The sequence below is a fragment of the Nocardia tengchongensis genome (assembly GCF_054781395.1).
Window position 1 is genome coordinate 67937 of record NZ_BAAGUM010000019.1, and the last position, 23946, is coordinate 91882.

23 protein-coding genes are annotated in these 23946 nt (G+C 69.1%); 14 read left to right on the top strand and 9 right to left on the bottom strand.

What is annotated here, in order from left to right; genetic code table 11:
- Positions 1 to 11: 11 nt before the first annotated feature.
- The 5 genes from ACYVKL_RS35905 to ACYVKL_RS35925 form a co-directional block, all read right to left on the bottom strand.
- Positions 12 to 2165 carry an MMPL family transporter gene (locus ACYVKL_RS35905; protein ID WP_379172799.1) on the bottom strand — a complete coding sequence of 718 codons (2154 nt, stop codon included), beginning with the start codon at positions 2163 to 2165 and terminating at the stop codon, positions 12 to 14.
- Between the two features lie 246 nt (positions 2166 to 2411).
- Positions 2412 to 3374, bottom strand: coding sequence for an acyl-ACP desaturase (locus ACYVKL_RS35910; RefSeq protein ID WP_379172801.1), 963 nt, complete (start codon positions 3372 to 3374; stop codon positions 2412 to 2414).
- 56 nt (positions 3375 to 3430) lie between these two features.
- Complete coding sequence (locus ACYVKL_RS35915; RefSeq protein ID WP_379172803.1) at positions 3431 to 4885, bottom strand: alanine/glycine:cation symporter family protein; 1455 nt, start codon at positions 4883 to 4885, stop codon at positions 3431 to 3433.
- Between the two features lie 275 nt (positions 4886 to 5160).
- Positions 5161 to 5856, bottom strand: coding sequence for a hydrogen peroxide-dependent heme synthase (gene hemQ, locus ACYVKL_RS35920; protein ID WP_213556543.1), 696 nt, complete (start codon positions 5854 to 5856; stop codon positions 5161 to 5163).
- A gap of 60 nt (positions 5857 to 5916) precedes the next feature.
- Positions 5917 to 6567: a TetR/AcrR family transcriptional regulator C-terminal domain-containing protein gene (locus ACYVKL_RS35925; RefSeq protein WP_379172806.1), complete on the bottom strand. Its 651-nt coding sequence runs from the start codon at positions 6565 to 6567 to the stop codon at positions 5917 to 5919.
- Positions 6568 to 6684: 117 nt separating this feature from the next.
- Between ACYVKL_RS35925 and ACYVKL_RS35930 the strand changes: the two genes are divergently transcribed.
- Positions 6685 to 7635: a threonine/serine dehydratase gene (locus tag ACYVKL_RS35930; RefSeq protein ID WP_379172809.1), complete on the top strand. Its 951-nt coding sequence runs from the start codon at positions 6685 to 6687 to the stop codon at positions 7633 to 7635.
- 136 nt (positions 7636 to 7771) lie between these two features.
- Here the strand turns inward: ACYVKL_RS35930 and ACYVKL_RS35935 are convergent, their stop codons facing one another.
- Together ACYVKL_RS35935 and hemE are read right to left on the bottom strand one after the other, a co-directional pair.
- Positions 7772 to 9118: a protoporphyrinogen oxidase gene (locus ACYVKL_RS35935; protein WP_379172810.1), complete on the bottom strand. Its 1347-nt coding sequence runs from the start codon at positions 9116 to 9118 to the stop codon at positions 7772 to 7774.
- 186 nt (positions 9119 to 9304) lie between these two features.
- Entirely contained in the window at positions 9305 to 10372 is a 1068-nt protein-coding gene (hemE, locus tag ACYVKL_RS35940) for a uroporphyrinogen decarboxylase (protein ID WP_379172812.1), read from the bottom strand.
- Between the two features lie 74 nt (positions 10373 to 10446).
- Here hemE and ACYVKL_RS35945 point away from each other — a divergent pair, with 74 nt between their 5' ends.
- The 4 genes from ACYVKL_RS35945 (at position 10447) to ACYVKL_RS35960 (ending at position 13717) form a co-directional block, all read left to right on the top strand.
- Positions 10447 to 11073 (top strand): DUF3000 domain-containing protein, encoded by a 627-nt coding sequence (locus tag ACYVKL_RS35945; protein ID WP_213556548.1) that lies wholly within the window; start codon positions 10447 to 10449, stop codon positions 11071 to 11073.
- 202 nt (positions 11074 to 11275) lie between these two features.
- Positions 11276 to 12523: an HRDC domain-containing protein gene (locus tag ACYVKL_RS35950; protein ID WP_379172815.1), complete on the top strand. Its 1248-nt coding sequence runs from the start codon at positions 11276 to 11278 to the stop codon at positions 12521 to 12523.
- Positions 12524 to 12643: 120 nt separating this feature from the next.
- On the top strand, positions 12644 to 13111 hold the full coding sequence (locus tag ACYVKL_RS35955; protein ID WP_379172818.1) for a hypothetical protein: 468 nt from the start codon (positions 12644 to 12646) through the stop codon (positions 13109 to 13111).
- Between the two features lie 27 nt (positions 13112 to 13138).
- Complete coding sequence (locus tag ACYVKL_RS35960) at positions 13139 to 13717, top strand: hypothetical protein (protein ID WP_379172820.1); 579 nt, start codon at positions 13139 to 13141, stop codon at positions 13715 to 13717.
- Positions 13718 to 13784: 67 nt separating this feature from the next.
- On the opposite strand, the gene ACYVKL_RS35965 is transcribed toward ACYVKL_RS35960, so the two are convergent.
- Both ACYVKL_RS35965 and dxs read right to left on the bottom strand, forming a co-directional pair.
- Entirely contained in the window at positions 13785 to 14588 is an 804-nt protein-coding gene (locus tag ACYVKL_RS35965; protein ID WP_357195075.1) for an enoyl-CoA hydratase, read from the bottom strand.
- A 115-nt stretch (positions 14589 to 14703) separates the two neighbouring features.
- Positions 14704 to 16662 carry a 1-deoxy-D-xylulose-5-phosphate synthase gene (gene dxs, locus ACYVKL_RS35970; protein WP_379172822.1) on the bottom strand — a complete coding sequence of 653 codons (1959 nt, stop codon included), beginning with the start codon at positions 16660 to 16662 and terminating at the stop codon, positions 14704 to 14706.
- A gap of 145 nt (positions 16663 to 16807) precedes the next feature.
- Between dxs and glsA the strand changes: the two genes are divergently transcribed.
- From glsA to ACYVKL_RS36015, 9 genes are all read left to right on the top strand, one after another.
- Positions 16808 to 18643, top strand: coding sequence for a glutaminase A (glsA, locus tag ACYVKL_RS35975; protein WP_379172824.1), 1836 nt, complete (start codon positions 16808 to 16810; stop codon positions 18641 to 18643).
- Positions 18644 to 18768: 125 nt separating this feature from the next.
- Positions 18769 to 19185: a DUF1707 SHOCT-like domain-containing protein gene (locus tag ACYVKL_RS35980; RefSeq protein WP_379172826.1), complete on the top strand. Its 417-nt coding sequence runs from the start codon at positions 18769 to 18771 to the stop codon at positions 19183 to 19185.
- Between the two features lie 16 nt (positions 19186 to 19201).
- The gene (locus ACYVKL_RS35985; protein ID WP_379172828.1) at positions 19202 to 19387 is read left to right on the top strand and encodes a hypothetical protein; all 186 of its coding nucleotides are present in this window, start codon (positions 19202 to 19204) and stop codon (positions 19385 to 19387) included.
- Positions 19388 to 19449: 62 nt separating this feature from the next.
- Complete coding sequence (locus ACYVKL_RS35990) at positions 19450 to 20838, top strand: DUF8017 domain-containing protein (protein WP_379172830.1); 1389 nt, start codon at positions 19450 to 19452, stop codon at positions 20836 to 20838.
- Between the two features lie 26 nt (positions 20839 to 20864).
- On the top strand, positions 20865 to 21002 hold the full coding sequence (locus ACYVKL_RS35995) for a hypothetical protein (RefSeq protein ID WP_379172832.1): 138 nt from the start codon (positions 20865 to 20867) through the stop codon (positions 21000 to 21002).
- Between the two features lie 4 nt (positions 21003 to 21006).
- Positions 21007 to 21354 carry a hypothetical protein gene (locus tag ACYVKL_RS36000; RefSeq protein ID WP_379172834.1) on the top strand — a complete coding sequence of 116 codons (348 nt, stop codon included), beginning with the start codon at positions 21007 to 21009 and terminating at the stop codon, positions 21352 to 21354.
- Between the two features lie 77 nt (positions 21355 to 21431).
- A complete protein-coding gene (locus tag ACYVKL_RS36005) occupies positions 21432 to 22010 on the top strand; it encodes a TetR/AcrR family transcriptional regulator (protein ID WP_379172836.1) in 579 nt (192 codons plus the stop codon).
- On the top strand, positions 22007 to 23206 hold the full coding sequence (locus ACYVKL_RS36010; RefSeq protein ID WP_379172838.1) for an NADH:flavin oxidoreductase: 1200 nt from the start codon (positions 22007 to 22009) through the stop codon (positions 23204 to 23206). The genes ACYVKL_RS36005 and ACYVKL_RS36010 overlap by 4 nt, the downstream gene beginning before the upstream one ends.
- Positions 23203 to 23946, top strand: a complete 744-nt coding sequence (locus ACYVKL_RS36015; RefSeq protein ID WP_379172840.1) for an SDR family oxidoreductase — start codon at positions 23203 to 23205, stop codon at positions 23944 to 23946. Before ACYVKL_RS36010 ends, ACYVKL_RS36015 begins: the two co-directional genes overlap by 4 nt.

Consider the following 23946-nt stretch of genomic DNA (forward strand, 5'->3'; position numbering starts at 1 on the left):
GCCGGTGCCGTTCAGACGACGCTGGGCTGCGGTGCGACCTGCTCGTCGCTGTCGGCCGGCTCCGGTTCGGTCGCCGAGAGACCGGACCGGAAGAGCTTGCTGGGCCACCACAGGTAGCGATCGAAATCGAGGGCGAGTGCGGTCACCACGACCGAGCGCACGATGAAGGTGTCGATCAGCACGCCCAGCGCGACGGTGAATCCGATCTCCGCCGCGAAGGTCATCGGGATCGATGCCAGCGCCGCGAAGGTGCCCGCGAGCACGAGCCCGGCCGAGGTGATCACCCCACCGGTCGCCGACAGTCCGATCAGGGCGCCGCGCCGGGCACCGTGCCGCTCGGTCTCCTCCCGGATCCGGGTGACGAGGAAGATGTTGTAGTCGACCCCGAGCGCCACCAAGAACGTGAAAGTCATGAGCGGGAAAGCGGCGTCCGCACCGGCGAAGTGGAAGACGTGGTTGAAGACCAGCGCGCTGATGCCCATGGTCGCCGCGAACGACACCACGACCGTGGCGATCAACAGCAGCGGCGCCACGATCGCCCGCAGCAGCAGGGCGAGGATGAGGAACACCACGAGCAGGATCACCGGCACCAGCACCCGGGAATCCCGCGCGGCGGCATCCTCCATGTCCTTCTTCACCGCCGTACTGCCACCGACTTCGGCCTCCGCTCCCGGAATTCGATGGACGGCATCGCGAATCTCGCCGACGGTCGCGATCGCGGCGGCACTGTCGGGGCTGTCGGTGAGGGTGACGGCGATCATCGCGGTGCCGTCCTTCACCAAAGGCGGTGTCGCAGGCGCGATCACACCGGTGACAGTCGCCACTGCGGCCCGCACCTGGTCGGCCGCGTCGGCCCGGGTCAGGATGTAGACCGGATCGCCCGCGCCGGCGACGAAATGCTGGTCCAGCACGTCGGCGCCGACCATCGCCTGGGTGGTCTTGGTGAGGCTGTGCCGGTCGGGGACACCGTTCGCGCGCAGCCCGGTAATGCCCAGGGCGAGAGCCACCAGCACCAGCGTCGCCGCGATCCACACGCGCCGCGGTCGCACGGCGACCCAGTCGCCGACCTTGGCCCACATCCCGCTCTCGGTGGGATCGACGCTGCCGTATTCGGGCATGGCGGGCCAGAACACCCAGCGGCCGTTGGTCTTTCGCCACAGCGTCCACATCCACGGACCGCGCACCAGCCGGGCCGGCAGCAAGGTGGTCATCACCAGCACCGAACTGAGGATGCCGACCGCGCATACGGGCCCGAGGCCCTGCGTGGAACCCAGGTGCGCGAACAACAGCACCAGCATGCTCACCGTCACGGTCGCCGCGCTGGCCAGGATGGCCTCGGCCGAGCGGTACCAGGCTTCCGCCATCGCCGCGTTCGGATTCTCCCGTCGACGCAGCTCCTGCCGGTAGCGAGCGATCAACAGCAGGGCGTAGTCGGTGGCCGCACCGAACACGAGGACCGTGAGAATGAAACTGCTCTGGGCGTTGACGGTGAGACCCGCGTGCTTCGCCAGCAGATAGACGACGCCCTGGGCGACCGCGAGAGCGACACCGGCCGCGAACAGCGGCCGCAGGACCAGGACCGGACTGCGGTATGCCGCCAGCAGAATCACGATCACGATCAGCAGGGTGATCAGCATGAGGCTGCCGCCCTGCGTGAACACCTTGCCCGAGTCCGCCGCATAGCCACCCGCACCGGTGACGTGCACCGACAATCCCTGATCGTCGTGCTTCGCCAGCTCGATCATGCGATCGACGCTCTTCCCGAGACCTGCCCAGCCGTCCTGCGGCACATGAAGATTCACCACGAGCTGGATCGCCTGGCCGTCGCTCGAGCGCACCGGCGGCGAGATCTCGCCGGTCACGTTCTCCACGCCACGGAACGCCGCCGCGTCGGCAGTCACCTTGGCGAGGTCGGCATCGGTGAGAGTCTGTCCGCCACGGTCGTACACCACGACGCCGGGCACCGTATCGTTCGGCAGCAGCGCCGCGGCCCGATGCAGCACACTCACCGATTCGGCGTTCTTGGGCAGCCACGCCGACGCGTCGTTCGACTCGACATCGGTCAGTTTTTGAAACGGCAAGAGCGCCGCGACGACGATGAGCCAGAAGCCCACCACCACCCACCTCGTCCGCCGGCCGCTCAGGAAGGCCGCCACCTTGGACATCACGAGAATCCCCCCGTATCAACGCAATTGACGTGTTCGCAGGGGGTCTTCGCGCTTCGCAGCGTCTCCTCGAGCGGTCCCGGGCCCCCGGGTCCACGATGCATCGGGAGGTGGCGTCGACGGAAGATGTTGTGATCAAGGCGACGGCCTCGATCTCCGCGGGCGGCCGCCCGCACGGATCGGGCTGTTCGAGGGCGCGGGTTACCCCACGCCCACGGACAACCTCATCAACTCGATCTCACGCGTTCACAGTGCCGGTGCGAGACCGTCCTCGGCCTTGGCCGCCTCACGCGCGAGTAACCGGGCGCGCTGCTCCTCGAATCGGAGGACATCCTTTTCGAGCTTCCCGAGGTAGTTGCCGATTTCCTCGCGGATCTCTTCGCCCTTGGCGGTGAAATCGTCGCGCTCGAACACCTTCCAGACCTTCAGCACCGGCCGCAGGACCTCGTCGAGGTGCTGGCGCAGATCGTAGATGCCGTGCTTGACCATCAGCACGCCGTTGCGACGCCAGTTCGGCATGCCGTGGCCGGGCATCGCGAAGTTCAGCACCACATTCCGGACGGCTTCGATGGCCTGGTCGGGAGCCAGATCCATCGCCGCACCGGTGATATTCCGGTAGAAGATCATGTGCAGGTTCTCGTCGGTGGCGATCCGCGCCAGCATGCGGTCGGCGATCGGATCGTTGCAGACCCGGCCGGTGCTGCGGTGGCTGACGCGAGTGGCGAGCTCCTGGAACGTGACATAGGCGACCTGGTCGAGCACGCCGCCGAAGCCCTCGGGTGCGTGCACACCCCGGGTCATGTGGACCATCCGGTCGGCTTCCAGGGCAACGGGATCGACGCTCCGGGTGACGATCAGATAATCGCGCATGGCGATGGCGTGACGGTTCTCCTCGGCGGTCCACCGGCCCACCCAGGTACCCCACGCACCCTCCATCGAGAAATTCTCGGCGATGGTGCGGTGGTAGGACGGCAGATTGTCTTCGGTGAGCAGGTTCGTCACCATCGCGACTTTCGCCACTTCCGACAATCCGGATTGTTCGGGATCCCAGTCGATTCCGCCCATCGCGGCGAAGTTACGACCCTCGTCCCACGGCACGTAGTCGTGCGGATTCCATTCCTTCGCGATGGACAGATGCCGGTCGATGTTTTGACCGACGACCGGTTCCAGCTCGGTCAGCAGCTCGAGTTGAGTCAAATCTTTCGCCATGCAAAGCCCTCCGATGTCGGTGAGACAAACTTGCAGAACAATCGATCGCGCTCACACTAGTCCGTTGTCTCCGATGCCGATTCACGCGTCCGCGATTCCTGCCAGCATTCGATTCCGGAAGCGTCCGCTATATCCGGGTTGTGCACATATACCGGATCATTCCCGGCCCGCCGCTGCCGCTGATAATCGTCGAGCAGCCGGAACGCGACAGCACCCAGCGGAATGATCGCGGCGAGGTTGACCAGCGCCATCACCCCCATGAACACATCCGCGAGATTCCACACCAGCGTCAGCGAGCCCAGCGCCCCGCCGAAAACCGCCACCAGCACCAGAACTCGATAGGCGCGCAGCACCGGGCGGCTGCCGGTGAGGAATTCGACGTTGGCCTCGCCGTAGTAGTAGTTGCCGATCAGCGAGCTGAACGCCAGCATCGCCACGATCACCGTGAGCGCATGCCCGGACCAGGCGCCCAGCGTCTCCTCGAGCGCGCTCTGGGTCAGATCGGCGCCCCGGCGCTCCGACAACTCCGGATTCGTGGTGAGAATGATGAACGCGGTGATCGAGCAGATCAGCAGCGTGTCGAAGAAGACGCCCAGCGACTGCACCAGACCCTGTTTGACAGGGTGACTGACCTGCGCCGACGCTCCGGCATTCGGCGCCGAACCCAGACCGGCCTCGTTGGAGAACATGCCGCGCCGGATCCCGTGCACGATCGCCGCGCCGACGGCCCCGCCGGCCGCCTCCCGAAAACCGAACGCGCCGCCCACGATATCGGCCAGCACCCGGGGCAGGTCACCGATGTTCAACACCACCACCGCGATTCCGAGCAGGATGTAGGCGACCGCCATGACCGGCACCAGCACCTCGGTGACCTTCGCGATCCGGCGGACGCCGCCGAAGATGACCAGGCCCAACAGCGCGACCAGCAGCAGGCCCACCGCGGCCGCGAACCACTCGCCGTCCGCCGACAGCGACCGCTTGCCGGTGGCCACGATGGTGTTGGACTGCACCGCGTTGAAGACGAACCCGAAGGTCAAGGTGATGACCACCGCGAACAGCGCACCCATCCAGCGGCGGCCCAGCCCGCGCTCCATGTAGTAGGCGGGCCCGCCGCGGAAGGTGCCCGGCTCGCGGTCACGGACCTTGTAGAGCTGCGCGAGCGTCGATTCCACGAAGGCCGAGGCCGAACCCACGATGGCCATCAGCCACATCCAGAACACCGCGCCGGGACCGCCGAGGGTGATGGCCGCGGCCACGCCCGCGATATTGCCGGTCCCGACCCGGGCCGCGGCGGAGATGGTGAACGCCCCGAACGCCGACACCGGGCGCTTGCCGTCCGCGCCCGGTTCCGTGCGCTCGGTGATGGATCGGAACATCTCCGGCAGCAGGCGCAGCTGCACGATCCGGCTGCGCCAGGTGAAGTACAACCCGGCCGCGATCACGATGGGGATCAGCAACCACGTCCAGAAGACGTCATTGATATGCACGATGGCGGAATCGAGTGCGTCCACGCACTCAGGCTATCCACTGGCAATCGTCAGATACGGATACTTAATACCGGCCAGTCGCATTAATTGGCAGCGTATCCTGCACGTTGTCGAGGGCGCGGGACATCCCGCGCCCACGGACAAGCGCTACTGCAGCAACTCGAACGCACTCCGGCTGCACCCCTCGGGCAGCGCAACTGATCGAATCGCAGAAACATTAAGGGGCAGGCCCGCTTCCGCGCATGCCCCGAATTCTGCGGGCAAGCGATCAGCCACCGCCCGGCGAACCCGTCCCGAGATCAGGGCAGCGCGTTGATCAGCTGCTCGAGCTCCACCCGCGGACCGGTGAAGAACGGAATCTCCTCGCGCACATGCCGGCGCGCCTCGGTGGCGCGCAGATCACGCATGAGATCCACGATGCGGTGCAGTTCGGGGGCCTCGAAGGCGAGGATCCACTCGTAGTCGCCCAGGGCGAAGGAGGCCACGGTGTTGGCGCGCACGTCCGGGTAGTCGCGGGCGGCCTTGCCGTGATCGGCGAGCATCTTGCGACGGTCCTCGTCGGGCAGCAGGTACCAGTCGTAGGAGCGCACGAACGGGTACACGCAGATGTAGTTGCCCGCCTCCTCGCCCGCCAGGAACGCGGGGATGTGGGACTTGTTGAACTCTGCCGGGCGGTGCAGCGCGGCCTGGCTCCACACCGGGTTCGAGATCTGACCCAGCTCGGTGACGCGACGGAAGTCGGCGTAGGCGGCCTGCAGATCCTCGATCTTCTCCGCGTGCCACCAGATCATGAAGTCGGCGTCGGCACGCAGACCGGCGACATCGTAGATGCCACGGACCACCACGCCGCGCTCCTCCAGCGACTCGAAGAAGGCGGTCGCCTCCTTGACCGCGGCCTTGCGGTCCTCGCCGAGCACGCCGGGCTCCACCTGGAACACCGAGAACATGAGGTAGCGGATGGTGTCGTTGAGGGCCTTGAAGTCGAGTCGCGCCATGAACCCCATCGTGCCACTGCGCCCGAACCCGCCCTGAATCGGGCAGGCCGGACACCGGTGTCAGGGTGCGGCCGCGGCCCAGGACTCGATCAGGCGGCGCAGGCCGTCGTGGAACACCTCATCGCTGGTGAGCAATCCGCTGATGGTGTCCAGATGGGTTGCCATGACCGGAAATTCATCCGGGTCCAGCGCCGCAAGCGCGGCGCGGGTGCGCAATTGCGTCGGTTTCCGATCACGGAATTCGACCAAACCGGCACAGCCGAGGGTGTAGAGATAGAGCTCGCGGTAGGCGACGAAGGCTTGCTCGGGGCTCAAGCCGAGCGAAATGTTGTCGGCCAGTTGCGGTTCGGAGAGACGGGTCAGCAGACGGCGGCCCAGCCAGGGGCGGGGGCCACGCAGCATCACCAGGCCCGGATAGGCGGTGAGCAAGGTGTACCAGGCCACGAAACGCCGCTGGGTGGAGTGCGCCCACTCTCCGGAACCGGGCGCGATCTCGGGCAGCTCCAGGGCCAGCACGTCGGCCACCAATTCGACCAGGCCGTTGAAATCGCCGCCACCCCTGCGCACCACGGTGGTGTGGGAGACCCGCAGATGGGCGGCGACGCTGCGAAAACTCAGCTCGCTCGCGCCACGAGACTGGATGATCTCCAACCCGGCCCGGGCGATCGCCTCGGGTGTCGCCTCGGCCAGCGACTGGGAGTTCCTGGGCATGCGTCCAGCGTAAGTTACAGTGTAACTAGGGGGTCGATCGGGCCGGGGTTTCCCGCAGGCCGTGCCGCGCGCAGCCGCGGACCGATCGAGACAAGCGACCGAACGAAAAGAGCGCACGTGCATCCGAACCATGCCGACGTGACAGCGGCAGCCGAACGAATCTCCGGCTACATCCGGCCGGTGGTCCTCGCGCGGGCGGACTCCGACACCGTTCCGGTCGCCGGGGACGTCTGGTTCGCGCTCGAGCACATGCAGCACACGGGCAGCTTCAAAGCGCGCGGGGCCGCGAATTTCGTCCTCGCGCAACAGGAGCAGGGGCGCCTGCCGAAGGTCGGGATCACCCTCGCCTCCGGCGGCAACGCGGGCGTGGCGGGTGCGTGGGCGGCGCGCCTGGCCGGGTCCACGGCCACCGTGTTCCTGCCCGACTCCACGCCCGCCGTCAAACTGGCTCGGCTGCAGGCGCTCGGCGCGCAGGTGCTGTGCGGCGGGGCACGGTACGCCGATGCCGCCGCCGAATGCGAACGCTATGCCGCGGCCTCCGGCGCACTCCGCTCACACGCTTACGACGACCCCTACATCGCCGCCGGCGCGGGCACCCTGCTCGACGAGATCGCCTCCCAGCTGCCCGAACTCGACACCGTGCTGGTCGCGGTCGGCGGCGGCGGGCTGCTCACCGGAATCACCGTGTCCGCCAACCACCACGGCATCCGGGTGGTGGCCGTCGAACCCGAGAACTGCCGCGCCTTCAACGCCGCCCTCGCCGCCGGCGCGCCCGTCGACGTCGACGTTGATTCCATCGCGGCCGATTCCCTCGGCGCGCGCCGCATCACCCCGATGGCCCTGACCGCCGCTGCCGAGGGCGATGTCCACTCGGTCCTGGTCACCGACAAACAGATCAGCGCCGCCCGCCAAACCCTGTGGGACTGCCGCCGTCTCGCCGTCGAACACGGCGCCGCGACCGCCTTCGCGGCCCTGCTGTCCGGCGCGTACGTCCCCGCCCCCGGCGAACGGGTGGCGGTCATCGTCTGCGGCGCGAACACCGACCCGGCAGACCTCGTCGCCCGCTGAACCCGGCCTTACCGACCTCGATGCCCGGCCCCGGCCGATTGCGGTCCGGCCGACCACCGCGAGGCGGCAGCCAGTCGGTGCGCGGCTCAATATCACCGGTGGCGTACACGTTTCGGCTGCCGAGCCTGGGCTCCGGTCAGCCGAGGTGGGCGGCGATGAGGGCGGCGGCCTTGGCGCCGGTGGCGGCGCAGGCGGGGACGCCGACGCCGTCGAGGTAGGAGCCGGCCAGGGCCAGTCCGGGGAGATCGGTTGTGGCGGAGCGCAGCTCGAGGATTCGGGAGACGTGGCCGGGGGCGTATTGGGGCAGGCCGCCGGGCCAGCGTTGGACGACCGCGTGCACGGGGCGGATCTCGGCGCCGGTCACCGTGGTGAGGTCTTGGACGGCGGCGGTGACCAGGTCGTCGTCGGACCAGGATTGGGTGGAGTCGTCGCCGTAGCGGCCGAAGGAGGCGCGGACCAGGGCCACGTCACGGCCGGCGAGGTGCGGCCACTTGCGGCTGGAAAGAGTGAAGGCCTTGGCGCGCAACGGTTCACCGGTGGCGACGAGGATGCCGGAGTTGTCGGGGAGGGCGGTGTCGACGGGGAGGGCCAGGGCCACCACGGCCGAGGAGGCCAACTCGATACCGCCGGCGAGCGCGGCGGCAAAAGGAGCGACGTCGTGGAGCAGTCGCGCGGTCTCCGGGGCGGGAGTCGCGAGGATCACCGCGTCGACGTCACCGATCGGGTCGATGTGCCAGCCGGACGCGGTCCGCGTGAGGCGGGTTGCGGCGGTGCCGGTTTCGGCCTTCACGTCGGCGGCGGCGCGCAGGGCTTCCAACAGCACCCGGTAGCCGTCGCGAATGCCGCCGAAGACCGGGGTCGTGCTCGGCGGGGGCAGCGCCTCCGACACCGCCTGGGTCAGGCTGGCCACTCCCCGATCCAGGGCTGCCGCCAGCGTCGGCAAGGCAGCTCGCACTCCGATCGAATCCGCCAGTCCCGCATAGACTCCGCCGAGCAGTGGATCGACGCTGCGGCGAACGACCTGCTCGCCGAACCGATCCCGCACCAGCTCCCCCACCGAGACATCGGCGCCCGGAGTCCAGTTCAGCGGCCGCGACGGCTCCGTCGCCACCAAATCCAGGGTCTGCGCATCCACCAGTCCCGCAACCGATTCCGGTGCGGCGGGAATCCCCATCAACGTCCGCTCGGGCAGCCGATGCCCGGTCCTCTCCGACCACACCAGCGGCCGCTTCCCCGCGGGGAACACGAGCTGATCCTCGATCCCCAATTCCCGCATCAATTCCGGGATCTCGGGGCGGCGGCCCACGAACGCCTCGGCCCCCAGATCGACCGGATCGCCCTCGATGTCGACGGTCCGCAGAATGCCGCCGACCCGATCACGCCGCTCGACGAGAATCAGCTCCGCCGACTCCCCCAGCGCCTGCCGCAACCGGTAGGCGGCCACGAGCCCGCTGATCCCACCACCGACCACCGCGACCCGCATCGACCACTCCTCGTCAGCTCGTAGACGCCGCGACCGAGCCCACTGCGCGGCCGCGACCACGGCCCGATTCGTCGAAGCCGGGCCGCTGTCCCCGCCAACCTACTCCCGCCGTCCGCGCCCGCTCGCGGGCCCCCGGCAGCCGGGAATCGAACCCGGCAGCTCCCCTCCTACCTGGAGGTTCGTCCGTCAGAGCGGGGTGGGCAGGCTGTGGATCAGGGCGACGGTGTCGGTGATCACCGACGGGTCGGTGTTGGGGAGCACGCCGTGGCCCAGGTTGAAGATGTGTCCCTTCGCACCCAAGGTGATGGCCTCGTCGGCTTCACGGGCGATGCGGCGGACCTCGGCGTCGATGGCCGCCGGACCCGCGAACAGCACGGCCGGATCGAGGTTGCCCTGCAACGCTTTTCCGGGGCCGACCCGACGCGCCGCCTCGTTCAACGGGATTCGCCAGTCGACGCCCACCACATCGGCGCCCGCCTCACCCATGGCGCCCAGCAGCTCGCCGGTGCCGACACCGAAGTGGATGCGCGGCACGCCCGCGTCGGCGACCTCGGCGAACACCCGCTCCGAGTGCGGCAGAACATATTCGCGGTACTGGGCCAGCGACAACGCGCCCGCCCAGGAGTCGAACAGCTGCACCGCGTCGACGCCGGCGGCGAGCTGCGCGCGCAGGAATTCGATGGTGATGTCGGTGAGCGCGCCCAGCAGGTGGTGCCAGGTCTCGGGGTCGGCGAGCATCATCGCCTTGGTGCGCTCGTGGTTCTTGCTGGGCCCGCCCTCCACCAGGTAGGACGCCAAAGTGAACGGGGCACCGGCGAATCCGATGAGCGGGGTCTCGCCCAGGGCGTCGAGCAGCAGCTTCACACCCGCGGTGACCGCGCCCACGTCCTCGGCGCGCAGGCGGGGCAGGGCGCGCACGTCGGCGACGGTGCGCACCGGGTTCGCGACGACCGGGCCGACACCGGGCACGATGTCCAGGTCGATGCCCGCGGCCTTGAGCGGAACCACGATGTCGGAGAACAGGATTGCCGCGTCGACCTGATGGCGGCGGACCGGCTGCATGGTGATCTCGCACACCAGCTCCGGATCGAAACACGATTCCAGCATGCCGATTCCGGCACGCACCTCCCGGTACTCCGGAAGAGACCGGCCGGCCTGTCGCATGAACCACACCGGACGCCGATGCGGCACGCCACCGGTGGCGGCGGCGAGGAACGGGGCATCGGTCAGCTGGCGGCGGGCGTGAGTACTCATCACCGCCCATCGTAAAGGGGCGCGGCGGCGCGCCTCGCACTGCTGGGTGCCCGAGGGGTCTACGGTTGCGTTTCGTGACACCGCTCGACTTCCGCGACGGCGCTGCCCCGACCCCGGAGCCCGAAGAACCAGCTCGGTTCCGCGCCGCGGTCGAGGCCATGGGAACCGCATCAGTGCATCCCCGCATCGAACTCGCACCGATCCGCCCGCCCCAGCGTCTCGCTCCGTACTCCTACGCCCTCGGCGCGGAAGTCACGCGACCCGACAGCAACGTGGTACCCGTCGACTCCGACGGGGACGCGTTCGGCCGCCTGATCCTGCTGCACGATCCGGCCGGGCAGGAGGCCTGGCACGGAGTGTTCCGGCTGGTCGCCTATTGCCAGGCCGACATCGACTCCGCGCTGGCCGCCGACCCGCTGCTGCCCGAGGTGGCGTGGAGCTGGCTGGTCGACGCCCTCGACTCGCGCACCCCGTTCACCGCGCTCGGCGGCACGGTCACCGCGACCAGCTCGGTGCGCTACGGCGACATCGCCGGGCCGCCGCGCGCCCACCAGCTCGAGGTGCGGGCCTCCTGGACCGTGACCGACACCAACCTGCGCCCGCACGTGGAGGCGTTCTGCGAGGTGCTCGCCTACGCGGCCGGACTGCCGCCCGCGGGGGTAACCCGGCTGGACGTGCGCCGGGGCGAGGGCGCCGAATAATTGCGGCCCGGATCGGATCCGCTGATCGTCGAATTCCCGCCCGCCCGGGCGGGAAACCCCCTCCCGCCTGCCAGAACATCTGTACTGCAACGAAATCGGCACCCGGTGAGTACGATTCCCCATGGCCCGACGCAGTGTCACGGCCGGTCGTTTCACCGACGTGACGCGGCTCGCCCTTGCCCAACCCGTAGAGTTCAAGACCATGTCCGTACCAGATGAACCCGAAGCCACTGCCGCGGTACCGTTGCTCGCGCCAGTGGACGGTGTACCGCCGGTACTGGACTCTGCCTCCGATGTGGCTGCGGCCGCCCGCAGCCTCGCCGCCGGCACCGGCCCTCTCGCGGTCGACGCCGAGCGCGCCTCCGGCTTCCGCTACTCCAATCGCGCCTACCTGATCCAGCTGCGCCGGGAGGGCGCGGGCAGCTTCCTCATCGACCCGATTCCGGTCGACGGCGACCTGGCCCCGCTCGCGGACGCCATCAACGGCCTGGAGTGGGTGCTGCACTCCGCCGACCAGGACCTGCCCGGGCTGGCCGAGCTGGGGCTGTACCCGGCCGAGCTGTTCGACACCGAGCTGGGCGGGCGCCTGGCCGGATACGAGCGGGTCGGGCTGGCCGCCATGGTGGAGAAGCTGCTGGGCCGCGAACTGAAGAAGGGCCACGGCGCGGCCGACTGGTCCACCCGCCCGCTGCCCGACGACTGGCTGAACTACGCCGCCCTGGATGTCGAGTTACTCCTCGAACTGCGGGCCGCCGTCGCCGCCGACCTGTCCGACCAGGGCAAATCCGAGTGGGCCGCACAGGAATTCGAGCACGTCCGCACCGCCGAGCCGTCCGGCCCCAAGGCCGACCGCTGGCGACGCACCTCCGGCATCCACACCCTGCGCCGCACCCGCCAGCTCGCCACCGTCCGCGAACTATGGACCACCCGCGACCGCCTCGCCCGGCTGCGCGACGTGGCCCCGGCCCGCATCCTCCCGGATTCGGCCATCGTGGCCGCCGCGACCAGCGAGCCCAAGTCCATCGCCGCCCTGCGCGCCCTGCCGATCTTCGGCGGGCCCCGCCAGCGCCGCTACTCGCGCGAATGGCTCGGCGCGGTCGAACGCGCCCGCGCCCTGCCCGACAACGAGCTGCCCCCGCTCACCCAGCCCTTCGACGGCCCGCCCCCGGTCAACCGTTGGGAACGCCGCGACCCGGCCGCCGCCGCCCGCCTGCAACGCGCCCGCGCGGCCATGAGCGAGCTGTCGACCGAGGTGTCGGTCCCGGTCGAGAACCTCCTCACCCCCGACCTGCTGCGCCGCATGTGCTGGGACGGGCTGCCCAAGTCGGTCACCAACGGCGAGGCCCCGGCCCTCATCGAGGACTACCTGGCCGCCGGCGGTGCCCGGCCCTGGCAGCGGGCACTCGTCGTCCCGCGCTTGACCGCCGCGCTGTACTCCACGGAGGACTGACCCCCGTTTCGGTGCCCCCGCAAGTCGGGGGTCACGCCTTTTTGTGAAGCGAGAACATTTCACCGTTGGTGAAGGCAGGATTCGCTCGACCAGAAATCTGGACGAAGCGAGGAATCACCCATGCCCGCCACCCACCGTCGCGCACGCCACATCGCCTGGGCCGCAACACTTCTCAGCGTCGCCGGCACACTCACCACACTGTCATCGGCCGTCGCCACCGCAGGCATCCACGGCATCGAGGTGCAGGAGTGTTCGGACCGAGCCTGCACGACACCCGCGTCCTACGTTGTCGGACAAAGCTATTCGGTCATCGCACCCTACGACGGCACCAGCGTCCAAAGCCCCGTCAGCAGCTTCTACGACAACGGCGCCTGCCTCGGCAGCGCCACGAATTCCGTCACCTGGGTTCCGCTCACCGCGGGAACCCACACCCTGTCCACCCGTGGCGGCAGTTTCACGGACTCGGTGACGGTGACCGTGGTCGCCGCACCCCCCGGAACACCCACGCCACAGCAGCCCCAGCAGGGCGGCTGCGGTGGCGGCGGCAGCTTCGGATCCGGCAGTTCGAATCTGCTGCCCGGCAGCTAGTACTCGGAACAAGGAAGGAGCTCACGAATGCCGAACACGACCCGGACGCTGCGACATATCGGCTGGGGTGCAACGACTTTGGCCGTCGGCGCGGCGGTCACCGTATTGACCGCGCCCACCGCCCTCGCGGACGTCGGTCCGGTCCAGATCCTGGCTTGTCCGTCGGACCCGGCAGCGTCGACACCGTGCGTGACGCCGGGGTCGTATGTCGTGGGACAGGCCTACACCATTTCTGCGTCGTACGGGACGGACTACGGACTCGACGGAGCGCAGATCAACCGCTTCGTGGATGGCTTCGACAACGGAACCTGCGTCGCGGGCACCATGGCGACCAGCACCGACGGGATCCACAATTACACGCACATCACCTGGGTTCCGACCACATCGGGAACGCACAAGATCCGCGTGATGCAGGGCTCCGACTTCGCGGACACCACCGTCACCGTCGTCGCCGCGCCGGCAGGGTCGACCAGCGTCACGCCGCCCGCGCAGACTCCCTGCCACGGGGACGGCACGGTCTCCGGCAGCGCCGCGCTCCCCAAGATCGCCTTCCCCAGCGCGGGCAGCTCGCAGCTGTTCCCGACCGGCAGCGGCAGCCGCCGGTGATCCTGTCCCTCGGCTCGGCAGGGAGCCGAGGGACCCGGGCCGCCGCTCACCGATTCCCGGGGCGATCTCAGTCCAGGAAGTTGGGTGGGCGGCGGTCGCGGCGGGCGCGGACGGCCTCGTCGAAGTTCTCGGTGGTGAGGCGGACGTAGAGCTGGGCCATGCCCTCGGTCTGCATGTGGGATTCGAAGCTGCCCGCCTCGAGGCCGCTCCACAACAGGCGCTTGGTGAGTTCACCGCCGCTGCGGCTCCAGCGCAGGATCTGGTCGGCGGTGTCGTAGGCGGCTTCCAGAAGCTTGTCGCCGGGGACCACGCGGGAGACGATGCCGATGCGCTCGGCCTCGGCGGCATCCACGTCACGGCCGGTGAGCATGATCTCGAAGGCGCGGGTGGAACCGATGGCGCGCGGCAGGGTGTAACTGATGCCGAGCTCGGCGGCGGTGAGGCCGTTGTTGATGCCCGCGGCGCGGAAATACGCGTCCTCCGAGGCGATTCGAATGTCGGTGCCCATGGCCAGGCAGAAACCGCCACCGATGGCCGCGCCGTTGATGGCGCTGATCACCGGCTGATGCATGCGCTTGATCGTGAGCATCACATTGTCGAGCAGTTCCATCGAGCGGCGGCCGATGGTGGTGCGCGTCAAGCCCTCTACACCGGGCACCCGGCCCGCGTGCTGCAGATCCGCGCCCGAGCAGAAGCCGTGCCCGGCGCCGGTGAGCACCACCACACGCACCTCGTTGTCGGCGGACACCTCCTCGAGGGTCTCGCGCAGCGGCACCATGACGTCGAACGCCATGGCGTTCATCCGGTCGGGCCGGTTCAACGTGACCAGCGCGATCTGGGGACGCGGCTTCTCGACCAGCACAAAGGACATCCGAACTCCTGACCAGAAAACTGTAACCTGTTACAGAATCTACGCGAGGAGTCCGGCCCCGAAAAGCAGAACGGACCCGCGACCGGATGATCGCGGGTCCGTGAGCTCGAACCGATTACTCGGCGGCGGGCAGCAGCGCCTCGGCGAGATCCTCACCCGAGGCCGACAGCTCATCGCTCGACACCCCACCGAGCCAGCCGTGCACGCGCTGCGCGACCTCGCCGGGAACGAGGCCGAGATCCTGGTGGATCTTGCCGCGCGCGGAATGATCCAGGAAATGCTGCGGCACACCGAGATCGCGAGTGGGGACATCCACACCCGCACCACGCAGCCGCGCCGAGACCGTCGAACCGATACCGCCGTGCAGGCCACTGTCCTCGAGAGTGACCACCAGGCGGTGATTCCCGGCCAGCTTGACCAGCGTGTCCGAGACCGGCAGCACCCAGCGCGGATCCACCACGGTCACCGAAACACCCTCGGCCTCCAGCAGATCCGCCACCTCGAGCGCGAGCCCGGCGAACGCGCCGACCGCGACCAGCAGGACATCGGCGCGCACCGAGTACGCGGAGTCATCCGCATCGGGCAGACGCAGCACGTCCACGCCCTCGAAACGCTCCACCGCCGGAATCTCCTCGACGGCAGCGCCCTTCGGGAAGCGAATCGCGGTGGGACCGTCACTGATGTGCAGGGCCTCCCCCAGCTCCTCGCGCAGCCGGACCGCGTCACGCGGGGCGGCGACCCGGATGCCGGGGACGATGCCCAGCACCGACAGATCCCACATGCCGTTGTGCGACGCACCGTCGTCACCGGTGATGCCGGCGCGGTCGAGCACCAGCGTCACCGGGAGTTTCAGCAGCGCCACATCCATCAGCAGCTGATCGAAGGCCCGGTTGAGGAAGGTGGAGTAGATGGCGACCACCGGGTGCAGACCACCCAGGGCCATACCGGCCGCGGAGGTCATGGCGTGCTGCTCGGCGATGCCGACATCGAACATGCGGTCCGGGAAGCGATCACCGAACGGCGTCAGACCGGTCGGCCCGGGCATGGCGGCGGTGATCGCCACGATGTCGTCGCGCTGCTCGGCCTGCGCGATCAGTTCCGAGGAGAACACCGAGGTCCAGCTCGGACCGGACGGACCGCCCACCGGCACACCGGTCTCCGGGTCGATCCGGTTGATGGCGTGCATCTGATCGGCCTCGTGATCCTCGGCCGGCTTGTAGCCGCGACCCTTCTGCGTCACCGCGTGCACGATGACCGGACCACCGAAGTCCTTGGCCCGCCGCAACGCGGCCTCCAACACGACCTGATCGTGCCCGTCCACCGGGCCCACATACTTGACCCCGAGATCGCTGAACAGCTCCTGCGGCGCGACCGCGTCCTTGATGCCGGTCTTGATCGCGTGCAGCATCGAGTACGCCGAATCACCCACGCCCGGAATGCTCTGCACGATCCGCTTGGTGGCGTCGAGCGCGTGCTCGTAGGCCGGCTGGGTGCGCAGACCCGCGAGCCGCTCGGCGAGACCGCCGATGGTCGGGGCATACGAACGGCCGTTGTCGTTGACCACCACGATCACCGAGCGGTCCTGCCCGGCGGCGATATTGTTCAACGCCTCCCAGCACATGCCGCCGGTCAGCGCCCCGTCCCCGACGACCGCGACCACGTGCCGCTTCTGCCGGGTCAGCGCGAACGCCTTGGCCAGTCCGTCCGCGTAGGACAGCGAGGCCGAGGCGTGCGAGGACTCCACCCAGTCGTGGGCGCTCTCGGCTCGGCACGGATAGCCCGACAGCCCGCCCTCTTTGCGCAGCGTGTCGAACCCGTCCTTGCGGCCGGTGAGGATCTTGTGCACGTAGGCCTGATGCCCGGTGTCGAAGATGATCGGGTCGGCAGGCGAGTCGAAGACCCGATGCAACGCGATGGTCAGCTCCACGACGCCGAGATTCGGTCCGAGGTGCCCGCCGGTGACGGCGACCTTCCGCACCAGGAACTCGCGGATCTCCTCGGCCAGCTCATGCAGCTCCGGTACCGACAGCCGGCGCAGGTCCTCGGGCATGTCGACCCGGGAAAGCACTCCCACGGCTATTGCTCCCTCCGGATGTCTCCTGTGTTTGCAACAGTCTACGGAGCCCTTTCCGGCCCCCGATGCCAGGAACGAAACGCCACCTGCGACATCCGTAACAGATGTGAGGCTCAACACAGATTACGCCCGTTACGCTGGGCCTGTGGTCCCCTCCGGCGGCGTCGTGGCCCGCATCATCGACGAAGTGTACGAGCTCTGCCGGGCCGACACATCGGGAACGCTCGCCGACTACATTCCCGAACTCTCCGCCGTGCAACCCGATTCGTTCGGCATCTGCCTGGCAACCGCGGACGGGCGGATCTACGGCAGCGGAGATCTGGACGCCGCGTTCACGATTCAATCGATCTCCAAGCCCTTCACCTACGCGCTCGCGCTGGCCGATCGCGGGGTCGCCGAAGTCGCCCGGCACATCGACGTGGAACCGACCGGCGAGCCGTTCAACGAGATCAGCCTCGACCCGCAGACCCAGCGGCCGCGCAATCCGATGATCAACGCCGGCGCCATCGCGGCGGCCGGACTGATCAACGGCACCGACGCCGCCGACCGCTTCGCCCGAATCCGGCGCAGCTACAGCCGATTCGCCGGACGCGAACTCACCATGAACGACGCCGTCTACGCCTCCGAGGCGCGCACCGGATTCCGCAATCGCGCCATCGGGTACCTGCTGCGCGGCGCGAACATCATCGACGTCGACCCCGACGAGGCGGTGGACCGCTACTTCCGGCAGTGCTCGATCGACGTCACCTGCCGCGATCTCGCCGTCATGGCCGCCACCCTGGCCAACAACGGGGTGAACCCGCTCACCCGGGAACGAGCGCTGACCGGACCGCTGGTCGAACAGGTGCTGTCGGTCATGACCACCTGCGGCATGTACGACGCCGCCGGGGACTGGGTGACCACGGTCGGGCTGCCCGCCAAAAGCGGTGTGGGCGGCGGCATCCTGGCGGTGCTGCCGGGGCAGATCGGGATCGCCGTGTACTCGCCGCGACTGGACGCGCACGGCAGCAGCGTGCGCGGGGTCAAGGCGTGCCGGGAGCTGTCGAGTCGGTTGGGACTGCACTTCCTGCACGTGACCCGGGCCGCGCACACCGCGATCCGGACCGCCTACACCGTCGCCGACGCGCCCTCCCGGCTGCGCCGCGACGCCGAGGAGCTGGCGGTGCTGCGCGAATTCGGCGACCACGCGCGCATCTTCGAACTACACGGCGACCTGCTGTTCGCCGGAGCCGAATCCACCGTGCGCGCCGTGGAGGACACCCCCGGAGAACTCGAGGCCCTGGTGCTGGATCTGCGCGAGGTCGGCGATGTCAGCCCGATCGCCGTCCGCATGCTCGAGGACCTGCGCACCGAACTGGCCGCCGCCGGTTGCCCTGTGGGACTGGTCGATCCGGACGGCAAGCTCGGACAGCTGGCCTCCAGCCTGGACCCGGCCGACATACACGGACGCGTGTTCATCGACCGCGACGCCGCCACCGAATGGTGCGAACAACTCGTGCTCGACCAGCACCGGCCCGCCGGGCAGGAAGGCCCGGCCGCCCTCACCGTCGACGAGCATCCCGCGCTCGCCGCGATACCCGACGACGAGCGGGAGCGGCTGGCAAAGGAATTCGAGACCCGCACCATCGCGCGCGGCGAGCTCATCGTGCCGCGCGACAGTCCACGCTGCGGACTGTTCCTCATCCTCGACGGACGCGTCCGCTTCACCTTCACCGATCGCGACAATCGGCGGCACCGGCTGATCACCCTCACCCCGGGCATGTCGTTCGGCGAGACCTCGATGCTGGCGGACATGCGATACGCCAACGACGTGTACGCCGAGACCACGGTCCGGGTGGCCGTGCTGCCGCCCGCGCGGTTCGACGAACTCACCAACGCCGCCCCGCAGCTCAAACTCGCGCTGCTGGAACGGCTGGCGGCCGCCGCCTACGCGCAGGCCGACGCCGCCGTGCGCGCGGTCGCCGCCCACGGCGGAGTCTGACCTCGACACCCGGCATACGCCCGCAGGCGTAGCCCGGTTTACGCCTTCGCGTGCAGGCGCGCCGCCGCGAACGCGCCTACGCTGGCGGACAACGAGATTGCTTCCCTCCCACCAGGCGGATTGTCATGACCGATTTCGATCCCGCGGTCTACGGGCCGCCCACCGTGCGCGTCGGCACCACCGAACGCGAACAGGCCGCCGCGGCGCTCGGCGAGCACTTCGCGGCCGGCCGCCTCGACCTCACCGAATACGACGACCGGGTGAGCCGGGCCTACGCCGCCAAGACCGCGGGTGAACTGGCGGTCCTGTTCAGCGACCTGCCCCGCCCGCAACCACCGGCCCAGCAGGCTCCCACTCCGCCCGCGCCACGTCGCGCGCTGCCGCTGGTTCCGGTGGGCGCGGGCGCGCTGGTGGTGCTCGCGTTCGTGTTCGCCATCGTCACCCACATCTTCCCGTTCTTCCTGTTCCCGGTGCTGTTCTTCGCGTTCGCGCGGGGTCGGCGCGGCTACGGGTTCCAGGGTCCGCGCTACCACCGCGGCTGACGGTTATGGTGGATTCGTGGGTGTCATAGGTGAACTGTTCCCCGGCAAGAAGCTCGAGGACGACGGCAGCGAAGACAGCGGCGGCCAGATGCATCGGCCGCGCGTCAGCCTCGACCTCGACGCCGGGGTGATCCGCGTGTCCCCCGCCGCGACACCGCCCGCCGCCGGGGCCGAACCGGAAGCGCCCGACGAGCACGCCTGAAACGCACCCGATAGGGTGGGCCCCGAGCGGCGGAAGCACGCCGGGGACAGGGGCGAAACAGCGTGACCGACAACCATGATCAGTGGCGGAACCCCCAGGACCCCGCGAGTTCCGGTGCGCCCGGCGCACATTCGCCGCAGGACCCGAACCAGCAGGCGTGGGGACAGCAGCCGACGACGAATTACGCTGGGCAGCAGCCGATGACGCCGGAAGCGACGATGGTCCACCCCGGCTACCACCCGACCCCGGGGCAACCGGGACAAGCTCCCGTCCCGAATCAGCCCGGCTACGAGCCGACCGCTGTCTACCCGGGACAGACGCCCATCCCGAACCACCCCGGCTATGAGCCGACCGCGGTCTACCCCGGTCAAACGCCCGTCCCGAACCACCCCGGGTACGAGCCGACTGCGGTCTACCCGGGGCAGACGCCGGTCCCGAATTACCCCGGATACGAACCGACCGCCGTTTACCCCGGTCAAACGCCCGTCCCGAACCACCCCGGCTATGAGCCGACCGCGGTCTACCCCGGCCAAGCACCCGCCTCGAACTACCCGGGATACGAGCCGACCGCGACCTACACCGGGCAAACGCCCGTGCAGGGATTCCCCGGGCAGGACCCCTCGGCGATGTACCCCGGCCAGTATCCGGGCCAGCAGGTTCCCCCGAATTACCCTGGGCAGCCGGCGATTCCGGGTTACGGGCAGCCGATGCCGGCGCCCGGTGGCGGACCCAATCGCACCTGGCTGATCGTGGCGGCGATCGTCGGCGTGATCGTGCTGGTCGGCGGCGGAATCGCGGCGTACGCGCTGACCCGCGACTCGTCCGGCGGCACCACCGCCGCACCCACCAGCACCGTGGGCTCGGCCCCGACCAGCCGCCCGGGCAGTCCGTCGGCGACCGGTCCGTCCAAGTCCGGGGCGCCGAAGCCCGGCGGCAACACCGTGACCGTCCCGGATTACGGGATCAGCTACGACGTGCCCGACGGCTGGACCATCGCCGACCGCTCCGACACTGAACTGCAGAACGGCGCCGACGGCTCCTTCGTCGGGCACGGCAAGGCCACCGAGGGCAACGGTTACTGTCCCGGCTCGGCCTACCGGACCCTCGCGTTCGTCACCCGCGCCGAGGGCGGCGATGCGGGCGCGGCCGCCACCAAGGTGGCGCGAATCTCGGCGCAGGGCGGCTATTCGGATCCCTCGGGCGGCAAGCCGGGCGCGCCGGCCGCGGTCACCACCAAGAGCGGCATCGCCGGTCAGCAGGTCGAGTCCGCGGGCACGTGGAAGCCGTCGCTGTCGGGCTGCGCCACCACCTCCTATTCGATCTACACCTTCGCCTTCACCGGCCCCAAGAACGCCCTGCTGGTGCTGGCCGTCCTCGTCGACCGCGGTACGCCGGGCGAGCTGCCCGCCGACCAGGCCAAGCAGATCATCGCGAGCGTCCGCACCTCCTGATCGCGCGGACACCCTCGGCGGAACCCATGGCCACCATGGACGACCACGCCATCGGCCGACACCTTCGTCGTCCAGGTGACGCCTACGCGAACGCCAAGAGCGAGGTGATCGAGGAGGTTCTCGCCCGCGCGCTCGAAACCCGGAAATCAAGGCCCATAGACTGAGGCGATGCCCCTCGTCGAGGTGACCTACAAGCCGGAACTCCCCGAGACCGTGCTGCGCGAACTGGGTGAATGGCTGCCGCACCTGGTGTCGACCGCGGTCGAATGCCCCGAGGAACCCTACGACGGCGATCTGCAGCCCGGCGATGTGGAGATCCGATTCCGCCCGCTCGGGAAGTTCGACCGATCCGGCCTGGACCTGCTCATCGAGATCCGCTCGAAGTACTTCGAGAGCCGCGCCGAGAACCGGCAGGAGCGCTGTGACCGGCTGCTCGCCGATGTCGAGAAGTTCGTCGAGGGCAGCATCGGCGTCTACCTGACCCTGCCGGTCGCGGCCTGGGCTCAGTCCGACTGACCGTTCACCGGGACCCTTCCCATCAGTATTTCAATCACTGATTGAATTACTGATTGAGACGTGTTTCACTGCTTGGCATGGTCGAGAAAGCACCCGTCGCGGGAACCCGCGAACGGCTGATCGCCGCCGCGGAGCAGTTGCTGCTCACCGAGCCGTACGACGAGGTGTCCGTGCGCGCGGTCTGCGCGGCCGCCGGGGCCAATCCGGCGGCGGTCCACTACCACTTCGGCTCGAAAGAGGCGCTGGTCGGCGCGCTCATCGAGGATCGGCTCGGACCGTTATGGGCCGAAGGGCTGGCCGGGGCCAGCGGCGGCCGGGATTCGGTGCCGGCGGTGGTGGACACCATCCTCGCGCCGTTCGTGGAATTGGCCGCCGATCCCCTGGGGCGCTTGCACTTACGGCTGCTGGCCCGCTTCGTACTGGGCCGGCACCTGACCACCTGGCAGGGGCCGTGGTTCCAGATGGATTCCTGGGCGCCACTACTGCCCGAACTGAAACGGAGCCAGGCCGCCCAGCGCTGGATGCTGGCTTTCGACCTGATCATCATGCGTTTCGGCGCACCCGAGATCGAAGATCACGGGATGCCCGCATCAGCGCTCACGGCCCTGCGCACTTTCGTGGTGGCCGGCCTCACCGCACCGGGAGAACAACCATGAACGACATCTTCGCACCCGCGAAACTCGGCCCGATCACCTTGCGCAACAGGGTGATCAAGGCCGCCACCTTCGAGGGCCGCACACCCAAGGCGCTGGTCACCCCCGAACTGATCGAGTTCCATCGCGAGGTCGCCGCGGGCGGGGTCGGCATGACCACCGTCGCCTACTGCGCGGTCGCGCCGGGCGGGCGGACCGACCGCCACCAGATCTGGATGCGACCCGAAGCGGTTGCGGGACTGCGCGAACTGACCGACGCGGTGCACGCCGAGGGCGCGGCCGCCAGCGCCCAGATCGGGCACGCCGGGCCGGTCGCCAACGCCGCCTCCAATCGGGTGCCCGCGCTCGCGCCCAGCCGCATGTTCAGCCCGCTCAGCATGCAGGCCATGAAGGTGCCCACCGACGCCGAGATCCGGGAACTCATCAGCGCGCACGCGAACGCCGCGCTGCTCGCCGAGCAGGCCGGATTCGACGCCGTCGAAATCCATTTCGGCCACAACTATCTGGTCAGCTCGTTCCTGAGCCCGCTGCTCAACCGACGCCGCGACCGCTGGGGCGGCGCCCTCGTCAACCGGGCGCGGCTGGCCCGCGAAATCGCCTGCGCGGTGCGCGAAGCCGTCGGCGACCGGCTCGCGGTGACCGCCAAGCTGAACATGGAGGACGGCCGCCGCGGCGGACTGACCATCCCCGAGAGCGTGCAGGTGGCCGCCTGGCTGGAGGCCGACGGCGCACTCGACGCCCTCGAATTGACCGCGGGCAGTTCACTGCTCAACCCGATGCTGCTGTTCCACGGCGACGCGCCCCGCTCCGACTTCGCGAAAGTCCTGCCCGGCCCGGCGCGGCTGGGCTTCAAGGTGGTCGGGCGCGCCTTCCTCAAGGAGTACCCGTATCAGGAGGCGTACCTGCTGGAGCGGGCCCGCCAGTTCCGCCGCGAACTGTCCATGCCGCTGATCCTGCTGGGCGGCATCACCAATCTCGACACCATGAACCTGGCCCGCACCGAGGGCTTCGAATTCGTCGCCATGGGTCGGGCGCTGCTGCGCGAACCGAACCTGTTGCGGCGCATCCAATCCGACGCGGCCACGCAGTCGGCGTGCGTGCACTGCAACAAGTGCATGCCCACCATCTACACCTCCACCCGCTGCGTGTTCCGGCCGGAGCGGACCATCATCGATCTCGACGGAAGGCAGCGGGCATGAGCGGACGGCTCGACGGGCGGGTAGCCCTGATCAGTGGCGGCGCATCGGGAATGGGCGCGTCGCACGCGCGCGCGTTCGTGGCCGAGGGGGCCTCGGTGCTCATCGGCGACATCTCCGACGAGGCGGGCCAGAAGCTGGCCGCCGAACTCGGGAAGGCCGCGGCGTTCGTCCACCTCGACGTGACCAGCGCCGAGGACTGGCGGGTCGCGGTGGACGCGGCGGTGGAGCGGTTCGGGAAACTCGATGTGCTGGTGAACAATGCGGGCATCCTGGACTTCGGACCGTTGGGCGCCTACACCGAGGAGCAGTGGCAGCGGACGCTGTCGATCAACCTCACCGGCCCGTTCCTGGGTTTGACCGCCGCCCGCGACGCCCTGGTGGCGGCCCGGCCGGCGTCGGTGGTGAACATCTCCTCGGCCGCCGGGATCCAGGGCGTGCCCGGCGCGCACGCCTACACCGCCTCCAAGTTCGGGGTGCGCGGACTCACCAAGTCCGCGGCGCTGGAACTGGCCCCGCACGGGGTGCGCGTGAATTCCGTTCACCCGGGCGGGATCCTGACCCCGATGATCGGCGTGCCCGAGGGTTCGACCGCAGATCGCGCCGCCAACACCCTGGGCCGACTCGGTATGGCGGAGGAGGTCACGGCGGTCGTCGTGTTCCTCGCCGGCCACGAATCCAGTTATTGCAATGCCGCCGAGTTCGTCGTCGACGGCGGCATGACCGCGGGCCGCCCGGTCTGA